This is a genomic window from Streptomyces sp. NPDC050211 (assembly GCF_040656035.1).
GTDB lineage: Bacteria > Actinomycetota > Actinomycetes > Streptomycetales > Streptomycetaceae > Streptomyces.
The window spans coordinates 21471-46841 of the sequence record NZ_JBFALC010000003.1; the positions used below are offsets into that span (position 1 = coordinate 21471).

A 25371-nucleotide genomic window follows, 5' to 3' on the forward strand; every position below is an offset into this window, starting at 1 on the left:
AACAACCGACTGGCCGGCGCTGACGCGCAGGCTTCGACGTCGCCGACGCCGGGCAGCCGACGCGGCTGCACTACACGCCGGCTACCGCACCAGGCACGGACGTTTGCCGTTGAACTCCCAGCCAGGGATGAGGTATTGCATGGCGAGGGCGTCGTCGCGGGCGCCCAGGGCCTTTGTCTGGTAGAGGTCGTGCGCGGCGAGGAGGCGGTCCATGTCTAGGTGGATGCCCAGGCCAGGGGTGGCGGGGACGGCGATCTCGCCGTCGATGATGCGGGGCGGGGCGGTGGTGAGTCGTTCCAGGCCTTCCTGCCAGATCCAGTGGGTGTCGAGGGCGTTGTACTCGCCGGGGGCCGCCGCGCCGCAGTGGGTGACCATGGCCAGGGAGATGTCGAAGTGGTTGTTGGAGTGGCAACCCCAGGTCAGGCCCATCGCGTTGCACAGCTGGGCGACGCGGACCGAGCCCTGCATGGTCCAGAAGTGCGGGTCGGCCAGGGGGATGGAGACCGACTGGAGGGCGAGGGCGTGGGTGAGTTGACGCCAGTCGGTGGCGATCATGTTGGTGGCGGTGGGGAGACCGGTGGCGCGGCGGAACTCGGCGAGTATCTCCCGCCCGGAGTAGCCGTCCTCGGCTCCGCAGGGGTCCTCCGCGTAGGCGAGCGTGCCGACGAGGGGAGCGCATAGTTCGACGGCCTCACGCAGGGACCATGCGCCGTTCGGGTCGAGGGTGATGCGCGCATCGGGGAATCGGTCCTTCAGGGCCCGTACGGCCCTGACCTCCTCCGCGCCCTCCAGGACACCGCCCTTGAGCTTGAAGTCCCGGAAGCCGTACAGGTCGTAGGCCGCCTCCGCCTGGCGGACGATCGCCTGCGGTGTCAGGGCCTCCTCGTGGCGGATCCGGTACCAGTCGACCGTCTCGTCCGGTTCGCGGACGTACTCCAGGTCCGTGCGGTCGGGGTCGCCGACGTAGAAGAGGTAGCCCAGCACCCGTACAGAATCCCGCTGTTGGCCGTCGCCGAGGAGGGCGGCGACGGGAACCTCGAGGTGCTGGCCGAGGAGGTCGAGCAGCGCCGACTCGACGGCGGTGACGGCGTGGACGGTGGTGCGCAGGTCGAAGGTCTGGGCGCCGCGACCGCCGGCGTCGCGGTCGGAGAAGCGGTCGCCGATCTCCCGCAGGACACGCTTGTAATCGCCCACCTTCGCCCCCACGACCAGTGACTCGGCGTCCCGCAGCGTTTGCGTGATCTTCTCCCCGCCGGGCACCTCCCCCAGCCCGGTGCGGCCCTCGGAATCGGTGAGGACGACGACATTGCGGGTGAAGTAGGGGCCGTGGGCGCCGGAGAGGTTCAGCTCCATGCAGTCCCGGCCGGCGACGGGATAGACGGAGAAGGCGGTGACGGTCGGCTGGCTCATGGTCATCAAGATCCTTGGGTACGGGGTGAAGGGGCCGTGGGCAGAGGCTTGAGAGGCTCTTCAGAGGCTGAGGACGTCCAGGACCCACTCGCCCAGCAGAACGCCGCCCAGGCCGAGGACGGCGAGCACCGTCGTATAAGAGGTACGCACCTTGATCGCCTCGATGACGGAGAGGTTGAAGTACTCCTTGAACAGCCAGAATCCGGGATCGTTGACGTGGGAGCAGGCGATCGAGCCGCAGGCGACCGCGAGCACCATCATCTCGGGGTGGACCCCGCTGCCCGCGAGCAGCGGCAGGACCACGCCGGAGGCGGTGACGACGGCGACGGTCGCCGAGCCGAGCGCGACGCGGAGGATGACGGCGACGAGCCAGGCGAGGACGATCGCCGAGATGGCCCAGTCGTCCGTGGCGTCCTTGATGTAGTCGGAGATCCCGCCTTCGACGAGGACGTTCTTGAAGGCCCCGCCGGCGCCGATCACCAGGAGGATCATCGCCATCGCCTGGGCCGCCGAGCTGCAGGAGGCGCCGACCTCGGCCAGGGTGCGGCCGATCCGCGGCCCGAACGCCCAGATCGCCAGGCACAGGGTCAGCAGCAGCGCGATCGGCGCCGAGCCGAGGAAGGCGACGGTGTTCAGCAGCGGGCTCTCGCCGGAGGTGGCCATGTCGGTGATCGCGGCGGCCACGATCAGCACCACGGGGAAGAGCGCCACGAACAGCGACCAGCCCAGCCCCGGCATCTCCTCGTCGGTGAACTCCCGGTCGCTGACCAGGCCCTTGGGGATGGCGGGGTTCATCGCCCTGACGAACGGCAGGCGCGGCCACACCAGCGCGATGAGCGCCCCGGCCGGGACGGCGATGAACAGGCCGTAGAACAGGGTCAGTCCGACGGAGGCGTGGAAGGTCGCGGCGACGGCGGTGGGGCCGGGGTGCGGCGGCAGGAAGCTGTGCATCGTGGACAGCGCGATGGACATCGGCAGCCCGACCCACAGCAGCCTCGCTCCGGTCACCCTGACCAGGGTGAAGGCGATGGGCACGATGATGATGAACGCGACCTCGTAGAACATGGTCACGCCGATCAGCATGGACGTGACCACCATGGCCACCTGGACCCAGCGCGGCCCGAACGCGTCGAGGATCTTGCCGGCGATGCGCTGCGCGGCGCCGGAGTCCCCCATCACCCGGCCGACCATGGCGCCGAGCCCGATGGTGAGCATGGTGTCGCCGATCTGGTCCCCGATGCCGTCGGAGAGGACGTCCGGGATGGTCGCCACCGGTATGCCCTGGACCAAAGCGACGCCGACCGCCACGAGCAGCAGCGCGGCGAAGCCGTTGAGCCTGAGCCTGGTCATGAGGAGGAGCAGGATCACGACACTGATCCCGACTACGAGCAGAGGCAAAGCAGTTCCCCTTTGAACTGTTCACTGGGCCGCCGGCGCGGGGCGGCGGGTGGTGGTGACGCGGGCGGCGCCGGATGCGTCAGGCGGGTCGCCGTACGGCGTCGACGAGGCTCAGGCCGTGGTCGAGCACCTTCTCCAGGTCGGCGAGATCGTCCGCGCCGGGGTCGGTGAGCGGGGCGCGGACCGGGCCGACCGGGAGGCCGCGCAGCCGGGCGGCGGCCTTGGCCAGGGAGACGGCGTACCCGGGCACCCGGTCGCGCAGCTCGACCAGGGGGACGTAGAACTCGCGCAGGAGCCTGGTCGTGGAGGCGTCGTCGCCCCTCTGCAGGGCGGCGAAGAAGGCGTTCGCGATCTCGGGTGCGAAGGCGTGGACGGCGGAGGAGTAGGCGGGGACGCCGACGGTGGCGTAGGCGCGGGCCTGGATCTCGGCGGTGGCGGCGCCGTTGAAGAAGAGGAAACCCTCGGGGGCGGCGAGGGTGAGGCGCTGGAGGCGGTCGAGGTCGCTGTGGCCGTCCTTGAGACCGATGACGCCGGGGATCTGCGCGATCCGCCTCAACGCATCCGCCCCGAACGCCACTTGACCCCGCTGGTAGGCGATGAGCGGCAGCCGGGTGCCGGCGGCGATCCGGCGCAGCTGGGCCACCAGGCCATCCTGCGGCGCCCCGACCAGGTAGTGGGGCAGGACCAGCAGGGCGTCGGCGCCTGCCTCCTCGGCGATACGGGCGAACCGCAGCGCCTGCGCCCAGCCGTAGCCGGTGCCCGCGACCACCGGAAGCCGGCCGTCGGCGACCTCGACCGTGGCCTCGACGACCGCGCGGTACTCGTCCTCGTCCAGTGAGAAGAACTCGCCGGTCCCACAGGCCGGGAACACCGCCCCCGGTGCCGTGGCCAGCCGGCCGGCCAGGTACGCCCGGTAGGCGTCGAGGTCGAGTCGGCCGTCGTCCCGGAAGCTCGTGAGCGGGAAGGACAGCACCCCGCTCGCCATGCCGTCCCGGAGCTGTTGGACGACCCGTCCGGCTTCCGCACTGATCTCTGCCACGAATCTCATCCCTATATGCAGATGGTGTCTACGTATGCAGATGGAGGCTAGGTGGGTGAACGGGCTGGGTCAATGGGTGGCCGGGCACGGACGGCCGCAGATTTACGATGTCCCCATGTCGGACGGGAGAGGTGTCCGCGGCGTGAAGTCGGCGTCCCGGACCGTCGCGCTGCTGGAACTGCTCGCCGCCCGGGGCGAGGAGCCCTCGCGCCTGGATCAGCTCGCCGAGGAACTGGGCGTGCCGCGCAGCAGCATGTACCAGCTGTTGCGGACCCTCGTCGACTGCGGCTGGGTCCGCACCGACGCCACCGGCAGCCTGTACGGCATCGGGATCCGCGCGCTCCTCACCGGCACCAGCTATCTCGACGGCGACCGGCGCATCCGTGCGGTCCGGCCGTACCTGGACGAGGCGTCGGACGCGCTCGGCGAGACGATCCACCTCGCGCGGCTCGACGGCGGCGACGTCGTCTATCTCGCCACCCGCGAGTCCCACGAGTATCTGCGCACCATCAGCCGGGTCGGCCGCCGCGTCCCGGCCCATGCCGGCGCCCTCGGCAAGGCCCTGCTAGCCGAACGCCCGGACGGTGAACTCCCGCTCCCCGACGACCCGTTGACCGCCCTCACGGAGAACACCCACACGACGCGCGCCGCGCTGCTGGCCGACCTGGCCCGGGTACGCGAGCGCGGCTACTCCGTCGACCGCCAGGAGACGGTGCCCGGCATCGCAGGCTTCGGCTTCGCCCTGCGGTACGACACCCCGGCGACCGACGCCATCAGCTGCTCGGTCCCGGTGGCCCGGCTCACCCCGGACCACGAGGTCCGTATCGTCGCCGTGATGCGGGAGATCCGGGCGAAGATCGAGGCCCATCTGCCGCCCGTCCCCGGGGCACCGGACTGGCGCTGAGCCCCGCGCGTGCGCCCGGTCGCGGGGAGGCCGGGTTCAGCCCGCCCAGCGGCCCGACGTGAACGTCACCGCGAGGACCACCATCAGCGGCGCGACCACGGCGACGTACGCCTCCTTCACCCAGCCGCGCCGCAGGCTCCAGTGGGCCAGGCCGGTCCACAGGGGCCACCAGAGCAGGGTGGCGCGGGGGACGGACAGGTACCAGTACGACGTTCCGAGGGCCCAGAGGTTGAGCGCGATGAAGACGGCCTCCGGCCAGCGGCGGCGGTACAGCAGCAGGGCCAGCAGCACGAGCCCGGTCGCCATCGCGGCCAGCTCCAGCTGGAACTCCCAGGCGTAGCCGGTGGTCAGGAGGTGGTCGAAGGCGTTGTCCCAGGTGTGCCGGAACGCTTCGGCGGGGGTGTGGAAGTCCCGGTACCAGCCGCGTTCCTGGGCGTGCTTCCAGGCCATCCAGTCGCCGGTCCGCGCGTGTAGGTAGACCGTGTAGGCCGCGGCGGGCAGGACGGGTACCGCGCACCAGGGCAGCGCGCGCATCCGGCGCTTGCCGCGGCGGTCGTCCCGGGCGAGCAGGAACTCGACGGCGATCGCGGTGGCCAGGAACAGGCCGCTGACCCGGGTGGTGGTGGCCGCGGCACCGAGCAGGCCGGCGAGCGGCCAGTTGCGGTTCTTCGCCGCGAGCCAGGCCGGCAGCGCGAACGCGAGGAAGAGCGCTTCGGTGTATCCGGCGGCCAGGAACACCGCGGCGGGCGACAACAGCAGGAAGGTGACGGCCCGTTGGCCGGCCCGGGCACCGTCCGGGTGGCCGAGCCCGGCGATCCGGGCCAGCGCCACCACCGCCACGGCACCGCTGACCAGGGAGATCAGCAGCCCGGCCACGGTCCAGTCGGCGATGACGGTGTGTACGGCGCGGAGGGTGAACGGGAAGCCCGGGAAGAAGGCCACCCGGTTGTCGGAGGCGGGGTCCATCCCCGGGAAGGCGCCGAAGTACCCGTATTCGCCTATGTGTTGGTAGTGGGCCCAGTCCCACCGCTCCCAGTGGGACAGCCACGGGGCCGGTGACTTGGCGTTCCCGTCGGCGGGGAACAGCCACGCGGTGCAGTAGGTGACGAGCCACAGTCCCAGGCGGGTGAGGGCGTAGAGCCGCAGCACCCGGCGGTCCGCAGGGGTCAGCCGGTCGAGCAGTCGCCGCCGCGGCGGGGCGGCACGAGGCTTTTTCCTTACGGGACTTGCGACGTTCCGTTCGGGCAGGGTCGCGGTCATCGTGCATCCATTCCTGGGTCCGCCGGGTTACGGGACGCCGAGTTCGAAGAGGACGTAGCCCGCGTAGGAACCGGAGGCCACCGCGGCGATGGAGAGCACCGTGAGCTGCAGGCGCAGGCTGAGCCGGCGCAGCGCCAGGGCGAGCGGGATGAACAGCGGGAACGCCGGGAGCAGATAGCGGGAGACGTTGCCGAAGATCTGCTGGCTGCCCAGGACGAGGGCGAGGGTGACGGCCGGGTAGACGACCAGGACGGCAGGCGGGCGCAGCCGGATCAGCAACGGGACGAGCACGGCCGCCAGCAGCACCACGCAGACGCCGATGATGTCCGCGTAGGGCCACGCGAAGAGGTAGTCGTTGTGGCCCACCGGGACGTTGGTGAGGACATCGAGGGTGTACTTGCCGTAGTCGAACTCGTGGGCCCAGGCGCCCGACTGGAGCTTGAAGTAGCCGCCGTAGTCGCCCATGCGATGGCCCACCCACAGCAGGTAACCGAGGAGGCCGAGTGGGGCGACGGCCACCGCCACCAGTGGGCGCAGGACGCCTTCGTGGCGCCGGTGCCGGTGGATGGCGAGGAGTGCGGCGACGGCGAGGGCGGCGATCAGGGCGACGGCGGTGGGGCGGTTGAGGCCGGCCGCGCAGGTGAGGAGGCCGGCGGTGAGCCAGTTCCGGCGCATGACCGCGTAGCAGGCCCAGGCGGCCAGGGCGACGTAGAGGGAGTCGGAGTAGACCGCCCACTCCACGCCGGAGCCGGGCCAGACGGCAAACAGTCCGGCCGCGGTCAGCCCGGCGCGCGGGCCGCCGAGGTGCGCGGTGACGGCGTAGATCCCCAGGACGGCGGCGAAGGAGGCGACGACCGAGACGAGCAGTCCGGCGCCGAAGGTGCCCAGGCCGGTCACCTCGGAGACGAGCCGCATCAGGGCCGGGTAGAGCGGGAAGAACGCCGCCGAGTTCCCTTCCAGGGTGATCAGTCCGGTGGCGCCGGGGATCGGGCGGAGTTCGGGGTGGTAGCCGTGCGCGGCGATCTGCTGGTACCACCAGCCGTCCCAGGTGCCCAGGACGTCCCACGTGTGGGCGCCGCCGCCGAAGCGGGGGTTCTTCTCCCGGAAGTCACCGGCGGAGTCCAGCAGGTACATGAAGACGGAGAAGCCGATGAGCTTCAGTACGCCGTACACCGCCAGCGGCGGACCGTAGCGCACGGCCAGGCGGTGCAGCCGCTGCCGTCGGTCGGGCACGACGGGGTGCGGGGATGCGGTGTGGTCGGGGCTGACCGTGAGCGTCGTGTTCATCGGGCGGTCCGTCCCAGGGAACGAGCGGAATGGGTGGCGCGGGTGGCACGGGTGCTGAAGACCCAGGCACGGAAGAGCAGGAACCGCAGCAGGGTCGCGGCGAGGTTGGCGGCCACCAGGACGGCGAGTTCGATGCGGTGATCGGCGGTGGGCGCGATGTGGTGCAGGGCCGCGAGCGATCCGCTGGTGAGCGCCAGGCCGACGCAGAAGGTGACGAGACCGCGGGCCTGGTGACGCAGGGCGCCGCCCCGGCCGCGCAGCCCGAAGGTGAGCCGCCGGTTCGCGGCCGTGTTGGCGACGGCGCAGGCCAGCAGCGCCACTGCGTTGGCGGCCTGGGGTCCCAGCGGCGGACGCAGCGCCGCGTACAGGATCAGATAGCAGAGGGTGCTCACCGCTCCTACGGCCGCGAAGCGCACCAGTTGCGTGAACAGTCCGGGCGACGGGGCCTCGGCTCCCTGGGACGGTTCCGCCGACGGCAGGGTCCCGCGGGCCAGTGCGCGGCCGATCCGGGCGATGCCCCGCAGGTCGGCCAGCGCGGTGGCGAGGATGTCGACCCGGCTGTCGGGGTCGTCCACCCAGTCCACCGGCACCTCGTGGATCCGCAGCCCGGCCCGCTCGGCGATCACCAGTAACTCGGTGTCGAAGAACCACGCGGAGTCCTCGACCAGGGGCAGCAGCCGCTCGGCGACCTCGCGCCGCACCGCCTTGAAGCCGCACTGCGCGTCGGAGAAGCCCACGGCGAGCGTGGAGCGCAGGAGCACGTTGTAGCAGCGGGAGATGATCTCCCGCTTGGGGCCGCGCACCACCCGGGAACCATGGGCCAGCCGGGTGCCGATGGCGATGTCGGAGTGCCCGGAGATCAGCGGGGCCACGAGCGGGAGCAGCGCGGCCAGTCCGGTCGACAGGTCCACGTCCACGTACGCGAGCACGGGGGCCCGCAACCGTGACCAGGCCGCCCGCAGCGCACGGCCCCGTCCCTTCTCCTCCAGCCGTATCCAGTCCGCCTCGGGCAGCTCGCCGGCCAGGCGGGCGGCGATGCGTGGAGTGGCGTCGGTGCTGGCGTTGTCTGCGACGGTGATCCGGAACGGGTACGGGAACGTCTCCCGCAGGTGCGCGTGCAGCCGCCGTACACTCCGCTCCAGATCGGCCTCCTCGTTGAACACCGGCACGACGACGTCCAGGACGGGCTCCGGATGGTGCGCGGGGAGCGGGGCGGGGCGGGGCAGCCGGTCCCTTCCCATGAAGGCGACGGTCCCTGCGTTTGTCATGGTTCGTCCTTGTCTGTGCTCCGACGCAGGGCGTGCGGAAGGCACACGCGGCGCGCTGGTTGATCGCTGGGGTGGTCGAGTGGGGTTCTAGTCGGCCGAACCGAGGACGGACGACTCGGGGGCCGACGGCTCCCCTGTCTCCGGCACGCCCTGTGTCGATGTGGGTGGCGGACTGGTCGCGCTCGTGGCGCCGTGATCGGTGGCGCCCACGGACGGATCCCCGGAGTCCGAGGTCGCGCTCCCCGTCGACGTGGGGGGTGCTGTGGTGGGCGCGTGCGAGTCCGCCGAGCTGGTCGAGGACGAGGACGAGGACGAGGACGGGGACGGGGACGCGCTCGGCGACGGGCCCGGCGGCGAGGTCGAGCTCGCCGGGGACGACGGACTGACGACGGGCCGCGGGTGGGGAGCGCTGGGCTGGTCGCTGACCTGGCCGTCGGGCAGCAGGAACAGCCCGATGCCGAGTCCGGCGACCGCCAGTACGGAGCCGACGGCCGCCTGTGCCGCGCGGGCCCGGCGGCGTGCTCGTACTCCCGCCTGCAGACGGTCCTGATGCTTCGGCTCGTAGGGGGTGTGCTCCTGGGTGTCGCGCATCAGCTGCGCCAACTGCCGCTCGAAGTGATCCATGACTTCTCCCTCACCCCACCGGCTCGATGACATCGGCCAGAAGCCGGCGCAGCCGCGCCACCCCACGCGAGGCGTGCGACCGGGCCGTGCCGACCGGACAGCCCAGCACCTGGGCGACGTGTGCCTCGGGCAGGTCCTGGTAGTAGCGCAGCACCACCGCGGCCCGCTGCCGGGACGGCAGTTGGGCCAGCGCGGCCTCCAGCCGGGACCGCTCCGCCACGGTCGCGGACACGTCGCCCGTCACCGCCACCTCGGGCAACTGGTCCACGGGGCGCTCGCCCCACCAGCGCCGCCGGGCCGAGCGGGCCGCCGCTCGCGACAGCACCTTGCGCACGTAGGCCTCCGGCGCCTCGTCGGCGATCTTCGGCCAGACGAACCACAGCTTGACCAGGGACTCCTGCAACAGGTCCTCGGCCCGGTGCCGATCGCCTCCGGTGAGCAGACGCGCCAGATGGAACAGCCCCGACCAGCGGGCGGCCACGAACTCGTCGAACTCACCGGCCCGATCTTGTTCCATCCGCGCTGTCCCCAGTTCTCGCCGGCTCGCCTACACAAGGGAGAAGGCACTGACAGCCCCTTCACGCTGCATTCACAGCCGGTGATCTGGATCACAGCGAAACATGCACATAAACGAGTGAATGTGAAAAACTGACGCATAAGGCACCGGAGGAGACGTGGTGAGCAACCCTGGCGACAGGCTCGACTACGAAACGCTACGGCGGGACCGCACCGGTCAGGCCGAGGCGTTCGATGCCATCGGCAATCGCTACGACGAGGCCTTCCCGCACAAGGAAGGGCAGGTCGCGGCGGCCGCGTGGCTCATCGGCTCTCTGCCGGCCGGGTCCCGGGTGCTGGATCTGGGGTGCGGCACCGGGCTCCCGACCGCGCGCCAGCTGGCGGAGGCGGGCTTCGACGTCGTCGGGGTGGACCTGTCGGACGGGATGGTCGCGCTGGCCCGCGACCATGTGCCCACCGGGGAGTTCCATCAGGCGGACATCGCGGATCTGCGGCCCGGCGGCCTCTTGGACCTGGGCCGCTTCGACGGCGTGGCCGCGTTCTTCTCCCTGCTCATGCTTCCGCGCGCGGAGATCCCTCTCGCCCTGCGCACCGTCCGTCATCTGCTGCGTCCGGGCGGCCTGCTCGCCCTGTCGATGGTGGAGGCCGATGTGGACGACTTCTCGATCCCCTTCATCGGAAGGAGCATCCGCGTCTCCGGCTATCTGAGGGACGAGCTGCGCGAGGTCGTCGAGGCGGCGGGCTTCGAGATCGGCGACGAGTCCTCGTACACCTACGCGCCGGCGGTCGCCGACATCCAGCCCGAGGTGCAGATCTTCCTGCACTGCCGGCGCACGCCCGACGGCTCCTGATCCGCTCGCCGGGGCGCGGGCCGCACGCCCGGAAGGACACGCATGACGAAGCAGCTCGGAACCGGTGACGACACCGGGGGTCCGGCGCCCGGCGCGCAGGAACCCGCCGCTCTCATGCATCGGCCGCAGCCGTCCGGCTCCGACAACCGCGGGGTGACCGTGCGCCTGCCGGCCGCCGAGGCTCCCGCCGGACCAGACGCCACCCCGCCGCAGACCGACAGGCTCCGCTATCTCGACGCCGCGACCCGGCAGATCGCCCGCGGCATGAACCTCGACGAGACGCTGTACGAACTGTGCCGCGCGGCCGTCCCGGCCTTCGCCGACACCGCGTTCGTCCACCTGTACGCTCCCCTGCCGATAGGCGACGAGATCGGCGCCGCCCCGGAGATCCTGCGGCTGCACACCATGGACCACGCGTCCCTCCGGACCCCCGCCGAGCAGGGCTCCGGACCGCCCGCGCCGAGCGCGCACACCCTCCAGGCGGCCGAGGTCGTACACCCGGCCGCCACCGGACTGCTCGCCAAGCTGCTGCAGGACGGACGGCCGGTGTTCGGCAACGACCCGGGCGTCGCCCCGGCGGCGGCCGAGCTGCTCGGGAGGGTGCACATGCCCTGGTCGGCACCGCCCGGGCGACGGCTGATCATCGCCCCGCTGCACGGCCGCAACCACGCCCTGGGCAGCGTCGTCCTGATCCGCGGACTCGACCGGCCCGACTTCACCGGCGACGATCTGCTGGTGGCCTCCCAGCTCGCCACCCACACCGCCCTCGGGCTGGACAAGGCGATGCTGTACGAGCGTGAGGCATCCGTCGCCGACACGTTGCAGCGCACGATGCTCCCGCCGTCGCTGCCGGAGCCGCCCGGGGTCCGGCTGGCCAGCCGCTATCTGCCGGCCTCGCGGACCGCGCAGGTCGGCGGGGACTGGTACGACGCGATCCCGCTGCCCGGCAATCGCGTGGCCCTGGTGATCGGCGATGTGATGGGCCACTCCATGACCTCGGCCGCGATCATGGGCCAGCTGCGGACCAGCGTGCAGACCCTGGCCGGGCTCGACCTGCCCCCGGACGAGGTGCTGCACCACCTCGACGAGCAGGCGGCACGCCTGGGCAGCGAGCACACCGCGACCTGCCTGTACGCCTTGTACGACCCCGTCCTGCACCGGCTGATCGCGTCCAGCGCCAGCCACCTGCCGCCGGTGCTGCTGCGTCCCGACGGCGGCGTCGAGGTGCTGGACGTCCCGCCCGGAGCGCCGATCGGTGTCGGCAGCGGTGGATTCGAGTCGGTCGAGACACACGCGCCGGGCGGGGCGACCCTGCTGCTGTACACCGACGGCCTGGTCGAGTCCCGCGACTCGGACGTCATGACCGGCGTGGAGCGGCTCTGCGCCCGGCTGCGCGCGACCGGTTCAGGATCCGCGCCGCCGACCCTGGAAGACCTGTGCGACCAGGCCCTCGGCACCCTGGGCGCCGGTGACCGCGACGACGACATCGCGCTGCTAGCGGCCCGGTTCGAGGGCATCCTGCCGGAGACCGTCGCCTACTGGTACATGGCGCCGCGCCCGCAGACCGCGCGCCAGGCCCGCCGGCTGACTCGCAGGACCCTGCACGGCTGGGGCCTCGACGACCTGCTCGAATCCACCGAGCTGATGGTCAGCGAGGTGGTGGCCAACGCCGTGCGCTTCGCCTCCCGCCCGATCACCCTGCGGCTACTCTGCACGGACGTGCTGCGCTGCGAGGTCGGCGACGACTCGCCCGTGGTGCCGAGGATGCGCCACGCCCGGCTGAGCGACGAGGGCGGACGCGGGCTGTTCCTGGTCGACCAGCTGTCCGAGCGCTGGGGGGCAACTCGGGTGAGCACGGGCAAGGTTGTGTGGTTCGAGCAGCCGTTGCCCCCTGCGGGTTAAGCTGGCCGACGCAGCTGGTTCGCCCCCGTCCGCCAGGCGGGATGCGTCGCAAGAGGGAACCCGGTGGGAATCCGGGACTGCCCCGCAGCGGTGAACGGGAACGACCGCCGTCATACGCACTGGGTCCATGAAGCGGACCTGGGAAGCGACGGCCAGTAGATGTCTCCTCGTACGACGAGGAGACGTGCCCGTGAGTCCGAAGACCTGCCAACTGCCCGTGTGCGAACCACTCGTGCGCGGACATCCCGGTGACCTCGAGGGCGGGTCGGCGTACCACCGAGCGGACGGCCAGTGGCCGTTGCCGTCCGGTTGGTCACCCTTCGCGTTCTCGTCCCGTCTCCGGGATCTCAGGGATTCATCTCGCGAAGGAGATCTCCGTGACAAGCAAGCCCGCAGCCGCGGCAGCACGGGCCACCGTGTACGGCTACCCCCGCCAGGGCCCGCACCGGGAACTGAAGAAGGCGATCGAGGGCTACTGGAAGGGCCGCGTCACCGCCGACGCCCTCCGCGCCACCGCGGCCGAACTGCGGCGCGGCAACTGGCGGCAGCTGGCCGGGGCCGGCATCCACGAGGTGCCGACCGGTGACTTCTCGTACTACGACCACGTCCTCGACACCACCGTCATGGTCGGCGCGATCCCCGAGCGGCACCGGGCCGCCGTCGAAGCGGACGCCCTGGACGGCTACTTCGCCATGGCGCGCGGCACCCAGGACGTGGCGCCGCTGGAGATGACGAAGTGGTTCGACACCAACTACCACTATCTGGTCCCGGAGTTGGGCCCGGACACGGTGTTCACCGCCGACTCCGCCAAGCAGGTCGCCGAGCTGAAGGAAGCCCTCGCCCTGGGTCTGACGGCGCGTCCGGTCCTGGTCGGCCCCGTCACCTACCTCCTGCTCGCCAAGCCCGCCCCCGGCGTGGCCGCCGACTTCGACCCCATCACCCTCCTCGACCGGCTGCTCCCGGTGTACGCCGAGGTCCTCGCCGACCTGCGCGCCGCCGGCGCCGAGTGGGTGCAGCTGGACGAGCCCGCCCTCGTCCAGGACCGCACCCCGGCCGAACTGAACGCCGCCGAGCGGGCGTACCGGGAGCTCGGCGCCCTCACCGACCGGCCGAGGCTGCTGGTCGCCTCGTACTTCGACCGGCTCGGCGACGCGCTGCCGGTGCTGGCCAAGGCCCCGGTCGACGGGCTCGCGCTGGACTTCACCGAGGCCGCCGCCGCCAATCTGGACGCCCTCGCCGCGGTCGGCGGGCTGCCCGGCAAGCGGCTGGTCGCCGGTGTCGTCGACGGCCGCAACATCTGGGTCAACGACCTGTCGGCATCGCTCACCACGCTCGGCACCCTGCTGGGCCTGGCCGACAGGGTCGACGTCGCGGCCTCCTGCTCCCTGCTGCACGTCCCCCTCGACACGGCGGCCGAGCGGGACATCGAGCCGCAGATCCTGCGCTGGCTCGCCTTCGCCCGGCAGAAGACCACCGAGATCGTCACCCTCACCAAGGGCCTCGCCCGCGGCACCGACGCGATCACCGCCGAACTCGCCGCCAACCGCGCCGACCTGGCCTCCCGCGCCAACTCCCCCATCACCCGCGACCCGGCCGTACGGGCCCGCGCCACGGCCGTCACCGCCGCCGACGCCCGACGCTCCCAGCCGTACGCCGAGCGGGCCGCCGCCCAGCGCGCCCACCTCGGCCTGCCGCCGCTGCCGACCACCACCATCGGCTCGTTCCCGCAGACCGGCGAACTGCGTGCGGCGCGCGCGGACTTGAAGGCGGGCCGGATCGACACGGCCGGCTACGAGCACCGGATCAGGGCGGAGATCCAGGAGGTGATCTCCTTCCAGGAGAAGACCGGCCTGGACGTCCTGGTGCACGGTGAGCCCGAACGCAACGACATGGTCCAGTACTTCGCCGAGCAGCTCACCGGCTACCTCGCCACCCAGCACGGCTGGGTCCAGTCCTACGGCACCCGCTACGTCCGCCCGCCGATCCTGGCCGGCGACATCTCCCGGCCCGAGCCGATGACGGTGCGCTGGACGACGTATGCCCAGTCCCTCACCTCGCGCCCCGTCAAGGGCATGCTCACGGGACCGGTCACCATGCTCGCCTGGTCCTTCGTCCGCGACGACCAGCCGCTCGGCGAGACGGCCCGGCAGGTCGCGCTGGCGCTGCGCGACGAGGTGAACGACCTCGAGGCGGCCGGGACTTCGGTGATCCAAGTCGACGAACCGGCCCTGCGCGAGACGCTGCCGCTGCGCGCCGCCGACCACCCCGCCTACCTGGCCTGGGCGACGGAGGCGTTCCGTCTGACGACCGGCGGCGTGCGCCCGGACACGCAGATCCACACCCATATGTGCTACGCCGAGTTCGGCGACATCATCCAGGCCATCGACGATCTCGATGCGGACGTCATCAGCCTGGAGGCGGCCCGCTCCCATATGCAGGTCGCCCGTGAACTCGCCGGCCATGGCTATCCGCGCGAGGCCGGACCCGGCGTGTACGACATCCACTCCCCGCGCGTGCCGAGCGCCGAGGAGGCGGCCGAACTCCTGCGCACCGCCCTGAAGGCGATCCCCGCCGACCGGCTGTGGGTCAACCCCGACTGCGGCCTGAAGACCCGCGCCTGGCCGGAGACCCGTTCCTCGCTGGAGAACCTAGTCGCCGCGGCCCGCACGGTCCGCGGCGAACTGCCCACGTCCTAACCACCTGCCTCCCCACCGGCCGGGGCCGCCCCGCACGCCCCGGCCGGTGTTAATGGGACCCATTTTCATGTAGCGTGACGGTGCTCGCCCACCCAGGAGAACCGCCATGCCTTCCCTCGGCCTGTCCGACCGTCTGCCCGTCACCGTGCTGTCCGGATTTCTGGGAGCGGGCAAGACCACGCTGCTCAACCATGTCCTCGGCAACCGTGAGGGCCTGCGGGTCGCGGTCATCGTCAATGACATGAGCGAGATCAACATCGACGCCGCGCTGGTCCGCGGCGGCGAGGCCGCTCTGTCGCGCACCGAGGAGCGCCTGGTCGAGATGACCAACGGGTGCATCTGCTGCACCCTGCGCGACGATCTGCTGGAGGAGGTCGACCGGCTGGCCCGCGAGGGCCGCTTCGACTACCTCCTCATCGAGTCGTCCGGCATCTCGGAGCCGATGCCGGTCGCGGCCACCTTCGCCTTCGCCCGCGACGACGGCGCCACCCTCGGCGACCTGGCGCGACTGGACACCATGGTCACGGTCGTGGACGCCGCGAACTTCCTGCCCGAACTGGCGGGCGGCGACGAGCTGGTGGAGCGAGGGCTCGACCAGTACGAGGACGACGAGCGCACCGTCAGCGATCTGCTGATGGACCAGGTCGAGTTCGCCGACGTGATCGTCGTCAACAAGCTCGACCTCGTCGACACCGCGACCGCCGACCGGCTGCGCGCGACGCTCGCCCGTCTCAATCCCGCCGCCCGGATCGTTCCCGCCGAGCACGGCCGGGTCGACGTCCGCGAGGTGCTGGGCACCGGACTGTTCGACCTGGAGCGCGCCCAGCAGGCGCCGGGCTGGGTCCGGGAGCTGAACGGCGACCATGTCCCGGAGACCGAGGAGTACGGCATCTCCTCCACCGTCTTCCGCGCCGAACTGCCCTTCCACCCGGACCGGTTGTGGACCTTCGTGAGCGAGCAGCTGGACAGCGGAGTCTTCGGGGAGGTGCTGCGCTCCAAGGGCTTCTTCACCCTGGCCAGCCGCCCGCAGGTGACGGGGCTGTGGTCGCAGGCCGGCGCGGTGGCCCGCTTCGAGCCGTCCACGGCGCGGGACGAGGAGGCGCCGTACGCGCAGGAACTCGTCTTCATCGGCACCGAGTTGCAGGCTGAGCCGCTGCGGGCCGCGCTGTCCGCCTGTCTGATGCGGGCCGGTGAAACGCCGCCCGCCACCGACCCCTTCCCGGCCTGGGAGACGTACGGCATCGACGAGGCCTGCGAGCACGAAGAGCACCCCGAACTGGTCGCGGGGGCCCACTGACTCCGGGCCGGGCGGTGGACGCAGCCACGGCACCGCCCGGCCCGGTACGGACACCGAACCGGGAGGCTGCCATGACTCAGCACACCGTACGTCTGGGCACGGTCCAGGAGACCCTGCTCATCCCGCTCTATGGCCGCGCGGTGGAGAACCGCAAGCCGGAACCCGCCCTGCGCGACGCACGGGCCGAGGAGATCGTCGCCTCGATCGACTACGACTTCGCCCGCTTCGACGACGGACCGAGCCTGCTCGGCTCGGTGCTGCGCACGAGCCTGTTCGACCGCTGGGTGCGGGACTTCCTCACCGAACACCCCGAGGGCACGGTCGTCGAGATCGGCACCGGCCTCAACACGCGGTACGAGCGCGTCGACAACGGCCGGGTCCGGTGGTTCGACCTCGATCTGCCCGACGTGGTCGACCTGCGCCGGACCTTCTTCGAGGACACCCGGCGCCGGACGATGATCCCGGCATCGGTGACGGACGCGTCATGGACCGAATCGCTGCCCACGGACGGCCCGTATTTCCTCGCCGCCGAGGCCGTCCTGCCGTACTTCGAGGAGAAGGACGTCCAGCGTGTCGTCGACCTCCTCGCCGACCGATTCCCGGGCTCGCTGCTGGCCCTCGATACGACAGGCCCCGGCATGGTCGACACCCAGGACGAGCACGACGCGCTCAGCAAGGTCGACGCACGGCTGCGGTGGAACTGCACGGACCCGGCCCGGCTCGCGGACTGGCGCCCCGGGGTCCAGGTCCTCGCCTCGCACACGCTGGTCACCCTGCCGTCCGCGATGTACGACGAACTGCCGGGCGGCTACCAGGAGATGCTCACCGGCCTTGCCGCGATGAAGCTGCCGACAGTCGAGGACTACCGGCTCAATCTCGTGCGACTCCCCTGACGGGCGTCCCGCATTACTACCCAATTTTCAACTCGCGTCGCCCGCCGCCCAGTTGAGCGTCCACGGATTTGACACCGGCCCCCTGCGATCACCAATCTACGTTCATGACATTCATTTCCAATAGGGGCGGTTAGGCATGCGCGTGGCCTTCGTGGGCAAGGGCGGCAGCGGCAAGACGACCCTGTCCGCACTCTTCGCCCGTCATCTCGCGCGCTCGGGCGCGCCCGTCGTCGCCATGGACGGCGACATCAACCAGCACCTGGCCTACGCCCTCGGGCTCGACGAGGACGAGGTCTTCGCCGCGCCGCCGCTCAGTGCGCGGACCGGTGAGATCAAGGACTATCTGCGGGGCACGAACCCGCGGATCCCGTCCCGCGAGGCGATGGTGAAGACCACGCCGCCCGGGCGCGGCTCGCGGCTGCTCCGGCTGCTCGGAGACGACGAGATCCACTCGCAGCACGTCCAGCGGGTCGGCGAGGTGTCCCTGATGGTCACCGGCGCCTTCGACGAGAGCGATCTCGGGGTGGCCTGCTACCACTCCAAGCTGGGCGCGGTCGAGCTGTACCTCAACCATCTGGTCGACGGCCCCGGCGAGTACGTCGTCGTCGACATGACGGCCGGCGCGGACGCCTTCGCCTCCGGGCTGTTCACCCGGTTCGACATGACGTTCCTGGTCGTCGAGCCGACCCGGAAGAGCGTCTCGGTCTACCGCCAGTACCGCGACCACGCGGCCGAGTTCGGCATCCCGGTCGCCGTGGTCGGCAACAAGGTCACCGGCGCGGACGACCTCGACTTCCTGCGCCGGCACGTCGGCGACGACCTCCTCGCCCACTGCGAGCAGTCCGCCTTCGTCCGCGCCCAGGAACAGGGCCGCGACCAGGGCGACCTGGAGCCCGCCAACGCCGAGGCCCTGCAGCGGCTGCAGGCCGCCGTCGACGCCCGTACGAAGGACTGGGCGGCCTTCCAGCGGCACGCCGTCGAGTTCCACCTCCGCAACGCCACGGCCTGGGCCAACGCGGCCACCGGCCGGGACCTCGCCGACCAGGTCGACCCCGAATTCGAGCACGGCCCCGCAGCCCTTGCGGCCTTCGCCTGACCTCACCGCACCTCTGTGTTCCACCACCAGCACAACAGACAGGACACCCCCTTCATGTCGCTCGACGTCTCCCCGCAGCTGCTCGCCGAAGCCGAGAACGGCCAGGTGCGGGAAGAGGACTTCGTGGATACGGTCCGTACGTCCCTGCCGTACGCCTACGATCTGATCGCCCGTCTGGTCGGCGAACTGGGCGCCGGTCAGGCCGAGTTCGCCGACAACCAGACCCCGCCGCCCTCCGAGAAGGAGCGCGGTCAGCTGCTGCGGGCGCTGTCCAGCGACGCGATCCGCGGCAGCCTGGAGCGGCACTTCGGCGTCGCCCTCGCCTTCCAGAACTGCCACCGCGTCGCCGTGTTCCCGCCGGAGGCGCGCGGCGGTTCGACGTACACCCGCTTCACCTCTCTGCGCTCCCAGATCCTGAACCAGTCCCCGGAGTTCCGCGACTGCTGAGGCCGTACGACGCCGGTGCGGGAGGGGCGGCGGCCCTCTCCCGCACCAGCGGGACCAGCAGCCCCGCGGCCGCCGTCCATTGCGGCCCGGTAAAGCCCGTGTGACACAACCGTTGACGGGGGCATGCCTCGGATCTATCTTCTGATCGAATTCACGAACCGCGTTCGAAATCACGGACAGGATCCTCCCTTGGCACGTCACGTCGTTCGTCTGCTCACGGCGATGCTCGTCGCTCTCGCGGCCTGTCTCGTCGCACCGGGTTCCCCCGCCCAGGCCGCCGTGCCCGACTCCCCCGCCGTGACGTACACCAATCCGATCGCGGAGAAGCGGGCCGACCCACACATCGTCAGACACACCGACGGCTACTACTACTTCACCGCGACCGTCCCCGAGTACGACCGCATCGTGCTGCGCCGGGCGACCACCATCCAGGGCCTGTCCACGGCCCAGGAGGTCACCATCTGGACCAAGCACGCCAGCGGTGCGATGGGCGCGCACATCTGGGCGCCGGAGATCCACTTCATCGACGGCAAGTGGTACGTCTACTTCGCCGCCGGATCCACCAGTGATGTGTGGGCGATCCGGATGTACGTCCTGGAGGGCACCGGCGCCAACCCGCTCACCGCGAGCTGGACGGAGAAGGGGCAGATCAAGACCCAGTGGGAGAGCTTCTCGCTGGACGCCACGACCTTCGTCGTGAACGGGGTGCGCTATCTGGCGTGGGCGCAGCGCGACCCGTCCGTGAACAACAACACGGACATCTACCTCGCGAGGATGGCCACCCCCTGGACCATCACCGGCACTCCGGTGATGCTGTCGCGGCCCACCTACTCCTGGGAGACGGTCGGCTTCAAGGTCAACGAGGGGCCGGCGGTGATCCAGCGTGGGGGCAAGGTGTTCATGTCGTACTCGGCGAGCGCCACGGACAGCAACTACTGCCTGGGGCTGCTGTCGGCCTCGGCGAGCGCGAACCTGCTCAACCCGGCGTCGTGGACGAAGAGTTCGGCCCCCGTCTTCACCAGCAACGCCTCGACCAGCCAGTACGGGCCGGGCCACAACTCCTTCACCGTCTCTGAGGACGGAAAGAGCGACATCGTCGTCTACCACGACCGCAGCTACAAGGACATCAGCGGCGACCCGCTGAACGACCCCAACCGCCGTACCCGCGTGCAGAAGCTGTACTGGAAGGCCGACGGCACCCCCGACTTCGGGATCCCGGTGGCCGACGGGGTCACGCCGCAGCGTTTCTCGTCGTACAACTTCCCGGACCGGTTCATGCGCCACTGGGAGTACCGCGCCCGGACGGACGCGAACGTCGCACCGCTGGCGGACTCGCAGTTCCGGGTGGTCACGGGGCTCGCGGGGAGCGGGACCGTCTCGCTGGAGTCGGCGAACTTCCCCGGCTACTTCCTGCGGCACAAGAACTTCGAGGTGTGGCTGGAGAAGAACGACGGGACGGCAGGGTTCGCGTCCGACGCGACCTTCTACCGGCGGGCGGGGCTGTCCGACGCGGCGGGGGTCTCGTACGAGTCGTACAACTACGCCGGCCGCTACATCCGGCACTGGGAGCACGTGCTGTTCGTCCAGACGCCCAGCACGGCGACGGACCGGGCGGACGCCACCTTCTACGGCCAGTGAAGGTGCAGGGTCTGCGGGGAGCGGTGGATCAGCGTCGGGCGCATGGTGACCGGGCGGTCCTCGGCCAGGCGCAGGCCCGGTAGGCGGCCGGTCAACTCCCGCAGTGTGAGGCGGAGTTGCTCGCGGGCGAGCTGAGAGCCGGGGCAGCTGTGCACGCCCAGCCCGAAGGCCAGGTGGCGGTCGGGTGTGCGGGTGATGTCGAAGGTGTCGGGGCGCGGGTGCCGTACCGCGTCCCGGTTCGCCGCGCCGAAGGCCACGAACAGCTCGGCACCGGCGGGGAGTTCGGTGCCCGCGAGGGTGACCGGGCGGGTGGTGACGCGGCGGAATCCCTGCAGGGCCGTGTCGTAGCGAGCCGCCTCCTCGATCGCCGCCGGGATCCGGTCAGGCTCGGCGCACAGCAGCTCCCACTGGTCGCGGTGGCGCAGGAGGTGCAGCACGGTCGTGCCGATCAGTGCGGTGGTGGTGAGGTGGCCCGCGAGGAGCAGGTTCTGGAGGTGGGCGACGAGTTCATGCCGCTGCTCCAGGGTGAGTTCGCCCTTGCCCGGGGTGGTGACGGAGGCGATGAGGTCGGTGCAGAGGTCCTCGCGGGGGTGCGCGTGCCGCTCGCGCACGTAGCCGTCGAGGATGTGCTGCATGGCGACGACGTCCTCGGCCGCGGCCACCTGCTCGTCCTCCTCCAGTGGACGGAAGAGCAGTTCCTCGGCCCGGTACCCGCCGTGCACGACGGCGGGCACGTCGGCCGGGTCGAGGCCGACGATCCTGCCGATGACCTCCCCGGGGAGCCGCATCGCGTAGGCCGACATCAGCTCGGCCTCCCCGTCCCCGGCGAACGTGTCGACGAGAGCGGCGGCGCGCTCGGCGGCGTACGGCAGCACGGCGGCGACGCGCGCCGGTGACAGGCCGCGGACGATCGGGGCGCGCAGCCGCTGGTGCGGCTCCCCGTCCGCGGTGACGACGACGGGCCGCCCGCCGAACCCGCCGCCGAGGACGGCGAGCGCGGCGGGCGACGGCAGCACGTCCGGCCGCAGCGCGTTCGCCGACGAGAAGTCCTCGGGGCGGCGCAGGACTTCTCGTACGTCGGCGTCCCGGGCGATCAGCCAGGCGTCCAGCTCGGCGAGGTGCACGAGGCCGTCGGTGTGCCGGGCGCGCGCGTAGTGCGGGTACGGCTCGCGCTGCAACTCGTCGAGTCTGCCGTGCGGGTGAAGGTCCATGAGGCGCCCTCCGGTGGCGGCACGTCGTCGGGTCGTCAGAACACCACGGTCCAGCCCTCACGTCCCGCCTGCTGCTTGGTGTACGAAACACCGTGCACCTTCAGGCCGCCCGCGTCGAGAACGTTGATCTCGCCGCCATTGTTGCCGAGTTGGGCGCCGTCCGCCGATAGGGGGACGGACAGGAAGGCGCCGGGGGCCAGCGGGCCGGGCGGTACCGGGGAGCCGTGTCCAAGGCGGTCGGTGAGGCGCCAGCCGGTGAGGTCGACGGGGTCCGGCGAGGCGTTGAGCAGCGTCACCGTCTCCGCTTCGGGCGCTGGGCCCCTGGGGTTGACCAGCGCGGCGACGACCCGCACCCGCTGGCCGCCGGGCTCGGGGCGCGTACCGTCGGCGCCTTCCAGGGCGTGGCCGGTGATGTCGTCGGTGTGCCAGGACTGGCTCTGGAAGGCGAGGAAGATCCCGACCCAGCGCGACTGCCCGGGGAAGTGGATCAGAATCCCGCCGTCCTGCCACACCCCGTCGTCGCCCCGGAAGCGGCGGCTGTTGCCCTGGTTCATATGGATGTCGTGGACGCCGTTGCCGGGCCGGAAGCCGAACACCTTGTCCTGGGCGCCGTTCTCGGGCCCCCAGCGCTCACCGAAGACGTACAGCCGGGCCTCCGGGTCGTCGACCGCGCGCCGCACATAGTGGTCGAGGACGTCGGCGAGGTCGTTGTCGGGACCGTCCGCGTCCGGCGGCAGCGGGCGCATCCGCGCCGGGTCGAAGAGGTTGCCGCGGACGAAGTCGAGGTTCGGGCCGCCGGGTCCGGCCGGCAGGGTGTTCCAGCCGCTGGTGAGGCCTTCCAGCCGGTCCGTGACGGGGTGCCGGAAGTCCTCGTCGACGAGGTACAGCAGCTCGCTGGGCCGCTCCTGCGAGAGGACGTTGACGGCGGCGCGGTAGTGCGTGCCCGCGTCGTCCGTGAGATGGATCTGGTAGTGCGGCGTGTCGTCGGCGCCCTCGCGCCGGGTGTCGACCGCTCGTGTGATCAGTACGCCATAGGCCTTCAGTGGCATGACGAACAACTCCCCCTGAGGGCGGGCGGATTGCCCGCCTATGCGGGGCATGCTAGAGGCCCGCCACCATGCTTCACCGGTCCGTGCGGGAAGTTGGGACGGGAATTCACAACGAGCTTCCCTACGATCATTGCGTGGTCAACTTCCTCCTCGAACGCACCGCGCCCCTCCCCCTCCCCGAGGCCTGGCGCCGACTCACCGAGTGGCCCCGCCACAGCGAGGTCGTCCCGCTGACCCGGGTCACCGTCGTCACCCCACCCCCCACAGGGGAGGGCACGGTGTTCGTCGCCCGCTCCGGGCTCGGCCCGCTCGCCTTCGACGACCGCATGGAGGTCACCGTGTGGCACCCACCCGGCGACGAGACACCGGGCCTGTGCCGCCTGGAGAAGCGGGGCCGCGTGATCACCGGCTGGGCCGAGCTCGAGGTGCGACTGGGGCCGGGTGGCCGGGCGCGGGTCGTCTGGCGCGAGGAACTCGGGGTGCGGCTGGTGCCCGGCGTCTTCGATCCGGTGGTGGAGCGGGCGGCGCGGTATGTGTTCGGGCGTGCGGTGAATCGGTTGCTCAGGTGGCCGTGACGGGGATCGTCGCTCAGAGACTGAAGACGCGTCGCGCGTTGCCGGACAGGAACAGCTCAGTGGTCTCGTCGTCCAGGTCGAGGTCGGGGAGGTGCTCCAGCGCCCGACTCGGCGTGATCATCGGGTAGTTGGAGCCGAACAGGACCTTGCCGCGGCCCCGGCCGCGCAGGTAGGCGACCAGTTCGGGCGGATAGCGGTGGGCGGTGTAGGCGCTGGTGTCGATGTAGACGTTGGTGTGTTTGTCGGCGACCGCGATCATTTCCGTGGTCCACGGGTAGCCGATGTGCCCGCACACGATGGTCAGTTCGGGGAAGTCGAGGGCGACCTGATCGACGTACGGAATGGGGCGGCCCGTCTCGGAGGGGTGCAGCGGGCCGGTGTGGCCGACCTGGGTGCAGAAGGGGATGCCTAGGTCGACGCAGGCGGCGTAGGGTAGTACAGCCGGTCGGTGGGCGGGAGTTGCCAGAGCCAGGGGACGATCCGCAGGGCGACGAAGCCGAGTTCCTGCACGGCGCGGCGCAGTTCCCGTACCGCCGGGACCGGGCGGGTGAGGTCGGCTCCGGCCACGCCGCGCAGTCTGCCGTCCGACCGGTCGACGAACTCGGCCACCTCGTCATTGCTGATCAGCGGTCCCTGAGGGCCGTACCAGGCCGCGGACAGGCCGATCTCGACATCGGCGGCGGCCATCGCGGCCACCGTCGCTTTGACCGGCAGTGGCTCCTCGAGCCGCTCCATGCCCGTCCAGCGGCGCAGGGACTCGAACATCTCGTGGTTTGAGTGCCGGAGCGTGGGGTGCTGCATCCATGCGTCGATGACGGGCATGCGGTCAGGCTACCGACCCGATCCGCCCCGTCGGTTCCGACGCCGACGTCACGTCGTGGTGGATGGGCGTGTGGGCGCCGGTGAGGGAGACGCCGCTGCCGCCGCGGCGGGCCGCGACGATCTCGGAGGCGATCGACAGGGCCGTCTCCTCGGGGGTGCGGGCGCCGAGGTCGAGGCCGATCGGGGAGCGCAGTCGGGCCAACTCCAGCTCGGTCACGCCGACTTCGCGGAGGCGTTCGTTGCGGTCGAGGTGGGTGCGGCGGGAGCCCATCGCGCCGACGTAGGCGACCGGGAGCCGGAGCGCGAGCTGCAACAGGGGTACGTCGAACTTGGCGTCGTGGGTCAGGACGCACAGGACCGTACGGCCGTCGACCTGCGTGCCCTCCAGGTACGTGTGCGGCCACTCGACGACGATCTCGTCGGCCTCGGGGAAGCGGGTCCGCGTGGCGAAGACGGGGCGGGCGTCGCACACCGTCACGTGGTAGCCCAGGAACTTGCCGATGCGGACCAGCGCCGACGCGAAGTCGATCGCGCCGAAGACGATCATCCGGGGCGGTGGAACCGAGGACTCCACCAGGACCGTGAGCGGGGCCCCGCAGCGCGAACCCCGCTCGCCGATCTCCAGGGTGCCGGTGCGGCCCGCGTCCAGGAAGGCGCGGGCCTCCTCGGCGACCGTGCGGTCCAGTTCGGGGTGGGCGCCGAAGCCACCGTCGTACGGGCCCTCGGGGTGGACCAGCAGGGCCCGGCCCATCAGCTCCGGCGGGCCGGAGACGATCCGGGCCACCGCCGCCGCCTCCCCGCGCGCGGCGGCGGTGAGCGCGGACGCGAGCACCGGGCGGACGGGGTCGCCCACCCGGACCGGGGTGACGAGGATGTCGATGATGCCGCCGCAGGTCAGGCCTACGGCGAAGGCGTCCTCGTCGCTGTAGCCGAAGCGTTCCAGGACCGACTCCCCGTCCTGGAGGGCCTGTTGGCACAGTTCGTACACGGCGCCCTCCACACAGCCGCCGGAGACCGAGCCGATCGCCGTGCCGTCGGCGTCCACCGCGAGGGCGGCGCCGGGCTGGCGGGGCGCGCTGCCGCCGACGGCCACCACGGTGGCCACGGCGAAGTCGCGTCCCTGCTCGACCCACCGGTGCAGCTCTTCGGCGATGTCCAGCATCTCTCGGTCTCCTTACAGCGGTTGTG

General features: G+C 71.3%; 21 protein-coding genes, 1 pseudogene and 1 riboswitch. Of the genes and pseudogenes, 10 read left to right on the forward strand and 12 right to left on the reverse strand.

All coding sequences use genetic code 11. The features are described from left to right. Positions 1-81: 81 nt before the first annotated feature. From AB0I98_RS04115 to AB0I98_RS04125, 3 genes are all read right to left on the reverse strand, one after another. Complete coding sequence (locus AB0I98_RS04115) at positions 82-1410, reverse strand: enolase C-terminal domain-like protein (RefSeq protein WP_362934953.1); 1329 nt, start codon at positions 1408-1410, stop codon at positions 82-84. Positions 1411-1470: 60 nt separating this feature from the next. Beyond that, a complete protein-coding gene (locus AB0I98_RS04120) occupies positions 1471-2808 on the reverse strand; it encodes a gluconate:H+ symporter (protein ID WP_362934957.1) in 1338 nt (445 codons plus the stop codon). A 79-nt stretch (positions 2809-2887) separates the two neighbouring features. Next, complete coding sequence (locus AB0I98_RS04125) at positions 2888-3793, reverse strand: 5-dehydro-4-deoxyglucarate dehydratase (RefSeq protein ID WP_362935713.1); 906 nt, start codon at positions 3791-3793, stop codon at positions 2888-2890. Positions 3794-3962: 169 nt separating this feature from the next. Here AB0I98_RS04125 and AB0I98_RS04130 point away from each other — a divergent pair, with 169 nt between their 5' ends. Further along, on the forward strand, positions 3963-4751 hold the full coding sequence (locus AB0I98_RS04130) for an IclR family transcriptional regulator (protein WP_362934960.1): 789 nt from the start codon (positions 3963-3965) through the stop codon (positions 4749-4751). A 36-nt stretch (positions 4752-4787) separates the two neighbouring features. Here AB0I98_RS04130 and AB0I98_RS04135 read toward each other — a convergent pair whose 3' ends face one another. The 5 genes from AB0I98_RS04135 to AB0I98_RS04155 all read right to left on the reverse strand — a co-directional run bounded on the left by AB0I98_RS04135 (position 4788) and on the right by AB0I98_RS04155 (position 9707). Continuing rightward, on the reverse strand, positions 4788-6011 hold the full coding sequence (locus AB0I98_RS04135) for a mannosyltransferase family protein (protein WP_362934963.1): 1224 nt from the start codon (positions 6009-6011) through the stop codon (positions 4788-4790). 27 nt (positions 6012-6038) lie between these two features. Continuing rightward, the gene (locus AB0I98_RS04140) at positions 6039-7298 is read right to left on the reverse strand and encodes a hypothetical protein (protein WP_362934966.1); all 1260 of its coding nucleotides are present in this window, start codon (positions 7296-7298) and stop codon (positions 6039-6041) included. Further along, entirely contained in the window at positions 7295-8539 is a 1245-nt protein-coding gene (locus AB0I98_RS04145; RefSeq protein WP_362935716.1) for a bifunctional glycosyltransferase family 2/GtrA family protein, read from the reverse strand. Before AB0I98_RS04145 ends, AB0I98_RS04140 begins: the two co-directional genes overlap by 4 nt. Positions 8540-8653: 114 nt before the next feature. After that, a complete protein-coding gene (locus AB0I98_RS04150; protein ID WP_362934969.1) occupies positions 8654-9190 on the reverse strand; it encodes a hypothetical protein in 537 nt (178 codons plus the stop codon). Positions 9191-9200: 10 nt separating this feature from the next. Next, a complete protein-coding gene (locus tag AB0I98_RS04155; protein WP_362934972.1) occupies positions 9201-9707 on the reverse strand; it encodes a SigE family RNA polymerase sigma factor in 507 nt (168 codons plus the stop codon). A 160-nt stretch (positions 9708-9867) separates the two neighbouring features. Between AB0I98_RS04155 and AB0I98_RS04160 the strand changes: the two genes are divergently transcribed. The 8 genes from AB0I98_RS04160 to AB0I98_RS04195 all read left to right on the forward strand — a co-directional run bounded on the left by AB0I98_RS04160 (position 9868) and on the right by AB0I98_RS04195 (position 20526). Further along, a complete protein-coding gene (locus AB0I98_RS04160; RefSeq protein ID WP_362934975.1) occupies positions 9868-10557 on the forward strand; it encodes a methyltransferase domain-containing protein in 690 nt (229 codons plus the stop codon). A 42-nt stretch (positions 10558-10599) separates the two neighbouring features. Continuing rightward, on the forward strand, positions 10600-12459 hold the full coding sequence (locus AB0I98_RS04165; RefSeq protein ID WP_362934978.1) for a SpoIIE family protein phosphatase: 1860 nt from the start codon (positions 10600-10602) through the stop codon (positions 12457-12459). Further along, a riboswitch (cobalamin riboswitch) is annotated at positions 12458-12686 on the forward strand. It overlaps the preceding gene by 2 nt. Positions 12687-12836: 150 nt before the next feature. Then, the gene (metE, locus tag AB0I98_RS04170; protein WP_362934981.1) at positions 12837-15155 is read left to right on the forward strand and encodes a 5-methyltetrahydropteroyltriglutamate--homocysteine S-methyltransferase; all 2319 of its coding nucleotides are present in this window, start codon (positions 12837-12839) and stop codon (positions 15153-15155) included. A gap of 106 nt (positions 15156-15261) precedes the next feature. After that, positions 15262-16452: a GTP-binding protein gene (locus tag AB0I98_RS04175; protein WP_362934984.1), complete on the forward strand. Its 1191-nt coding sequence runs from the start codon at positions 15262-15264 to the stop codon at positions 16450-16452. Positions 16453-16523: 71 nt separating this feature from the next. Continuing rightward, positions 16524-17345: a class I SAM-dependent methyltransferase gene (locus AB0I98_RS04180; RefSeq protein WP_362934987.1), complete on the forward strand. Its 822-nt coding sequence runs from the start codon at positions 16524-16526 to the stop codon at positions 17343-17345. Between the two features lie 136 nt (positions 17346-17481). After that, on the forward strand, positions 17482-18441 hold the full coding sequence (locus AB0I98_RS04185; protein WP_362934990.1) for an ATP-binding protein: 960 nt from the start codon (positions 17482-17484) through the stop codon (positions 18439-18441). A gap of 54 nt (positions 18442-18495) precedes the next feature. Continuing rightward, positions 18496-18888, forward strand: a complete 393-nt coding sequence (locus tag AB0I98_RS04190; RefSeq protein WP_362934993.1) for an SCO5389 family protein — start codon at positions 18496-18498, stop codon at positions 18886-18888. 189 nt (positions 18889-19077) lie between these two features. Then, positions 19078-20526 carry a family 43 glycosylhydrolase gene (locus AB0I98_RS04195; protein ID WP_362934996.1) on the forward strand — a complete coding sequence of 483 codons (1449 nt, stop codon included), beginning with the start codon at positions 19078-19080 and terminating at the stop codon, positions 20524-20526. On the opposite strand, the gene AB0I98_RS04200 is transcribed toward AB0I98_RS04195, so the two are convergent. Beyond that, a complete protein-coding gene (locus AB0I98_RS04200; protein ID WP_362934999.1) occupies positions 20514-21737 on the reverse strand; it encodes a cytochrome P450 in 1224 nt (407 codons plus the stop codon). The genes AB0I98_RS04195 and AB0I98_RS04200 overlap by 13 nt on opposite strands. A gap of 35 nt (positions 21738-21772) precedes the next feature. Further along, entirely contained in the window at positions 21773-22786 is a 1014-nt protein-coding gene (locus AB0I98_RS04205; protein ID WP_362935002.1) for a DUF2278 family protein, read from the reverse strand. Positions 22787-22920: 134 nt separating this feature from the next. Here AB0I98_RS04205 and AB0I98_RS04210 point away from each other — a divergent pair, with 134 nt between their 5' ends. Beyond that, a complete protein-coding gene (locus tag AB0I98_RS04210; protein WP_362935005.1) occupies positions 22921-23361 on the forward strand; it encodes an SRPBCC family protein in 441 nt (146 codons plus the stop codon). 13 nt (positions 23362-23374) lie between these two features. Here AB0I98_RS04210 and AB0I98_RS04215 read toward each other — a convergent pair. Further along, positions 23375-24183, reverse strand: a pseudogene (locus AB0I98_RS04215) (amidohydrolase family protein). Positions 24184-24187: 4 nt separating this feature from the next. Continuing rightward, the gene (locus AB0I98_RS04220) at positions 24188-25345 is read right to left on the reverse strand and encodes an XdhC/CoxI family protein (protein WP_362935008.1); all 1158 of its coding nucleotides are present in this window, start codon (positions 25343-25345) and stop codon (positions 24188-24190) included. Positions 25346-25371 lie beyond the last annotated feature (26 nt).

What these genes read in the sequence shown, in the direction of transcription:
- AB0I98_RS04115 (WP_362934953.1), bottom strand. Translation starts at nt 1,410, where the DNA reads ATGAGCCAGCCGACCGTCACCGCCTTCTCCGTCTATCCCGTCGCCGGC.
- AB0I98_RS04125 (WP_362935713.1), bottom strand. Translation starts at nt 3,793, where the DNA reads ATGGCGAGCGGGGTGCTGTCCTTCCCGCTCACGAGCTTCCGGGACGAC.
- AB0I98_RS04130 (WP_362934960.1), top strand. Translation starts at nt 3,963, where the DNA reads ATGTCGGACGGGAGAGGTGTCCGCGGCGTGAAGTCGGCGTCCCGGACC.
- AB0I98_RS04135 (WP_362934963.1), bottom strand. Translation starts at nt 6,011, where the DNA reads ATGACCGCGACCCTGCCCGAACGGAACGTCGCAAGTCCCGTAAGGAAA.
- AB0I98_RS04140 (WP_362934966.1), bottom strand. Translation starts at nt 7,298, where the DNA reads ATGAACACGACGCTCACGGTCAGCCCCGACCACACCGCATCCCCGCAC.
- AB0I98_RS04145 (WP_362935716.1), bottom strand. Translation starts at nt 8,539, where the DNA reads ATGGGAAGGGACCGGCTGCCCCGCCCCGCCCCGCTCCCCGCGCACCAT.
- AB0I98_RS04150 (WP_362934969.1), bottom strand. Translation starts at nt 9,190, where the DNA reads ATGGATCACTTCGAGCGGCAGTTGGCGCAGCTGATGCGCGACACCCAG.
- AB0I98_RS04155 (WP_362934972.1), bottom strand. Translation starts at nt 9,707, where the DNA reads ATGGAACAAGATCGGGCCGGTGAGTTCGACGAGTTCGTGGCCGCCCGC.
- AB0I98_RS04165 (WP_362934978.1), top strand. Translation starts at nt 10,600, where the DNA reads ATGACGAAGCAGCTCGGAACCGGTGACGACACCGGGGGTCCGGCGCCC.
- AB0I98_RS04175 (WP_362934984.1), top strand. Translation starts at nt 15,262, where the DNA reads ATGCCTTCCCTCGGCCTGTCCGACCGTCTGCCCGTCACCGTGCTGTCC.
- AB0I98_RS04180 (WP_362934987.1), top strand. Translation starts at nt 16,524, where the DNA reads ATGACTCAGCACACCGTACGTCTGGGCACGGTCCAGGAGACCCTGCTC.
- AB0I98_RS04185 (WP_362934990.1), top strand. Translation starts at nt 17,482, where the DNA reads ATGCGCGTGGCCTTCGTGGGCAAGGGCGGCAGCGGCAAGACGACCCTG.
- AB0I98_RS04190 (WP_362934993.1), top strand. Translation starts at nt 18,496, where the DNA reads ATGTCGCTCGACGTCTCCCCGCAGCTGCTCGCCGAAGCCGAGAACGGC.
- AB0I98_RS04200 (WP_362934999.1), bottom strand. Translation starts at nt 21,737, where the DNA reads ATGGACCTTCACCCGCACGGCAGACTCGACGAGTTGCAGCGCGAGCCG.
- AB0I98_RS04205 (WP_362935002.1), bottom strand. Translation starts at nt 22,786, where the DNA reads ATGCCACTGAAGGCCTATGGCGTACTGATCACACGAGCGGTCGACACC.
- AB0I98_RS04220 (WP_362935008.1), bottom strand. Translation starts at nt 25,345, where the DNA reads ATGCTGGACATCGCCGAAGAGCTGCACCGGTGGGTCGAGCAGGGACGC.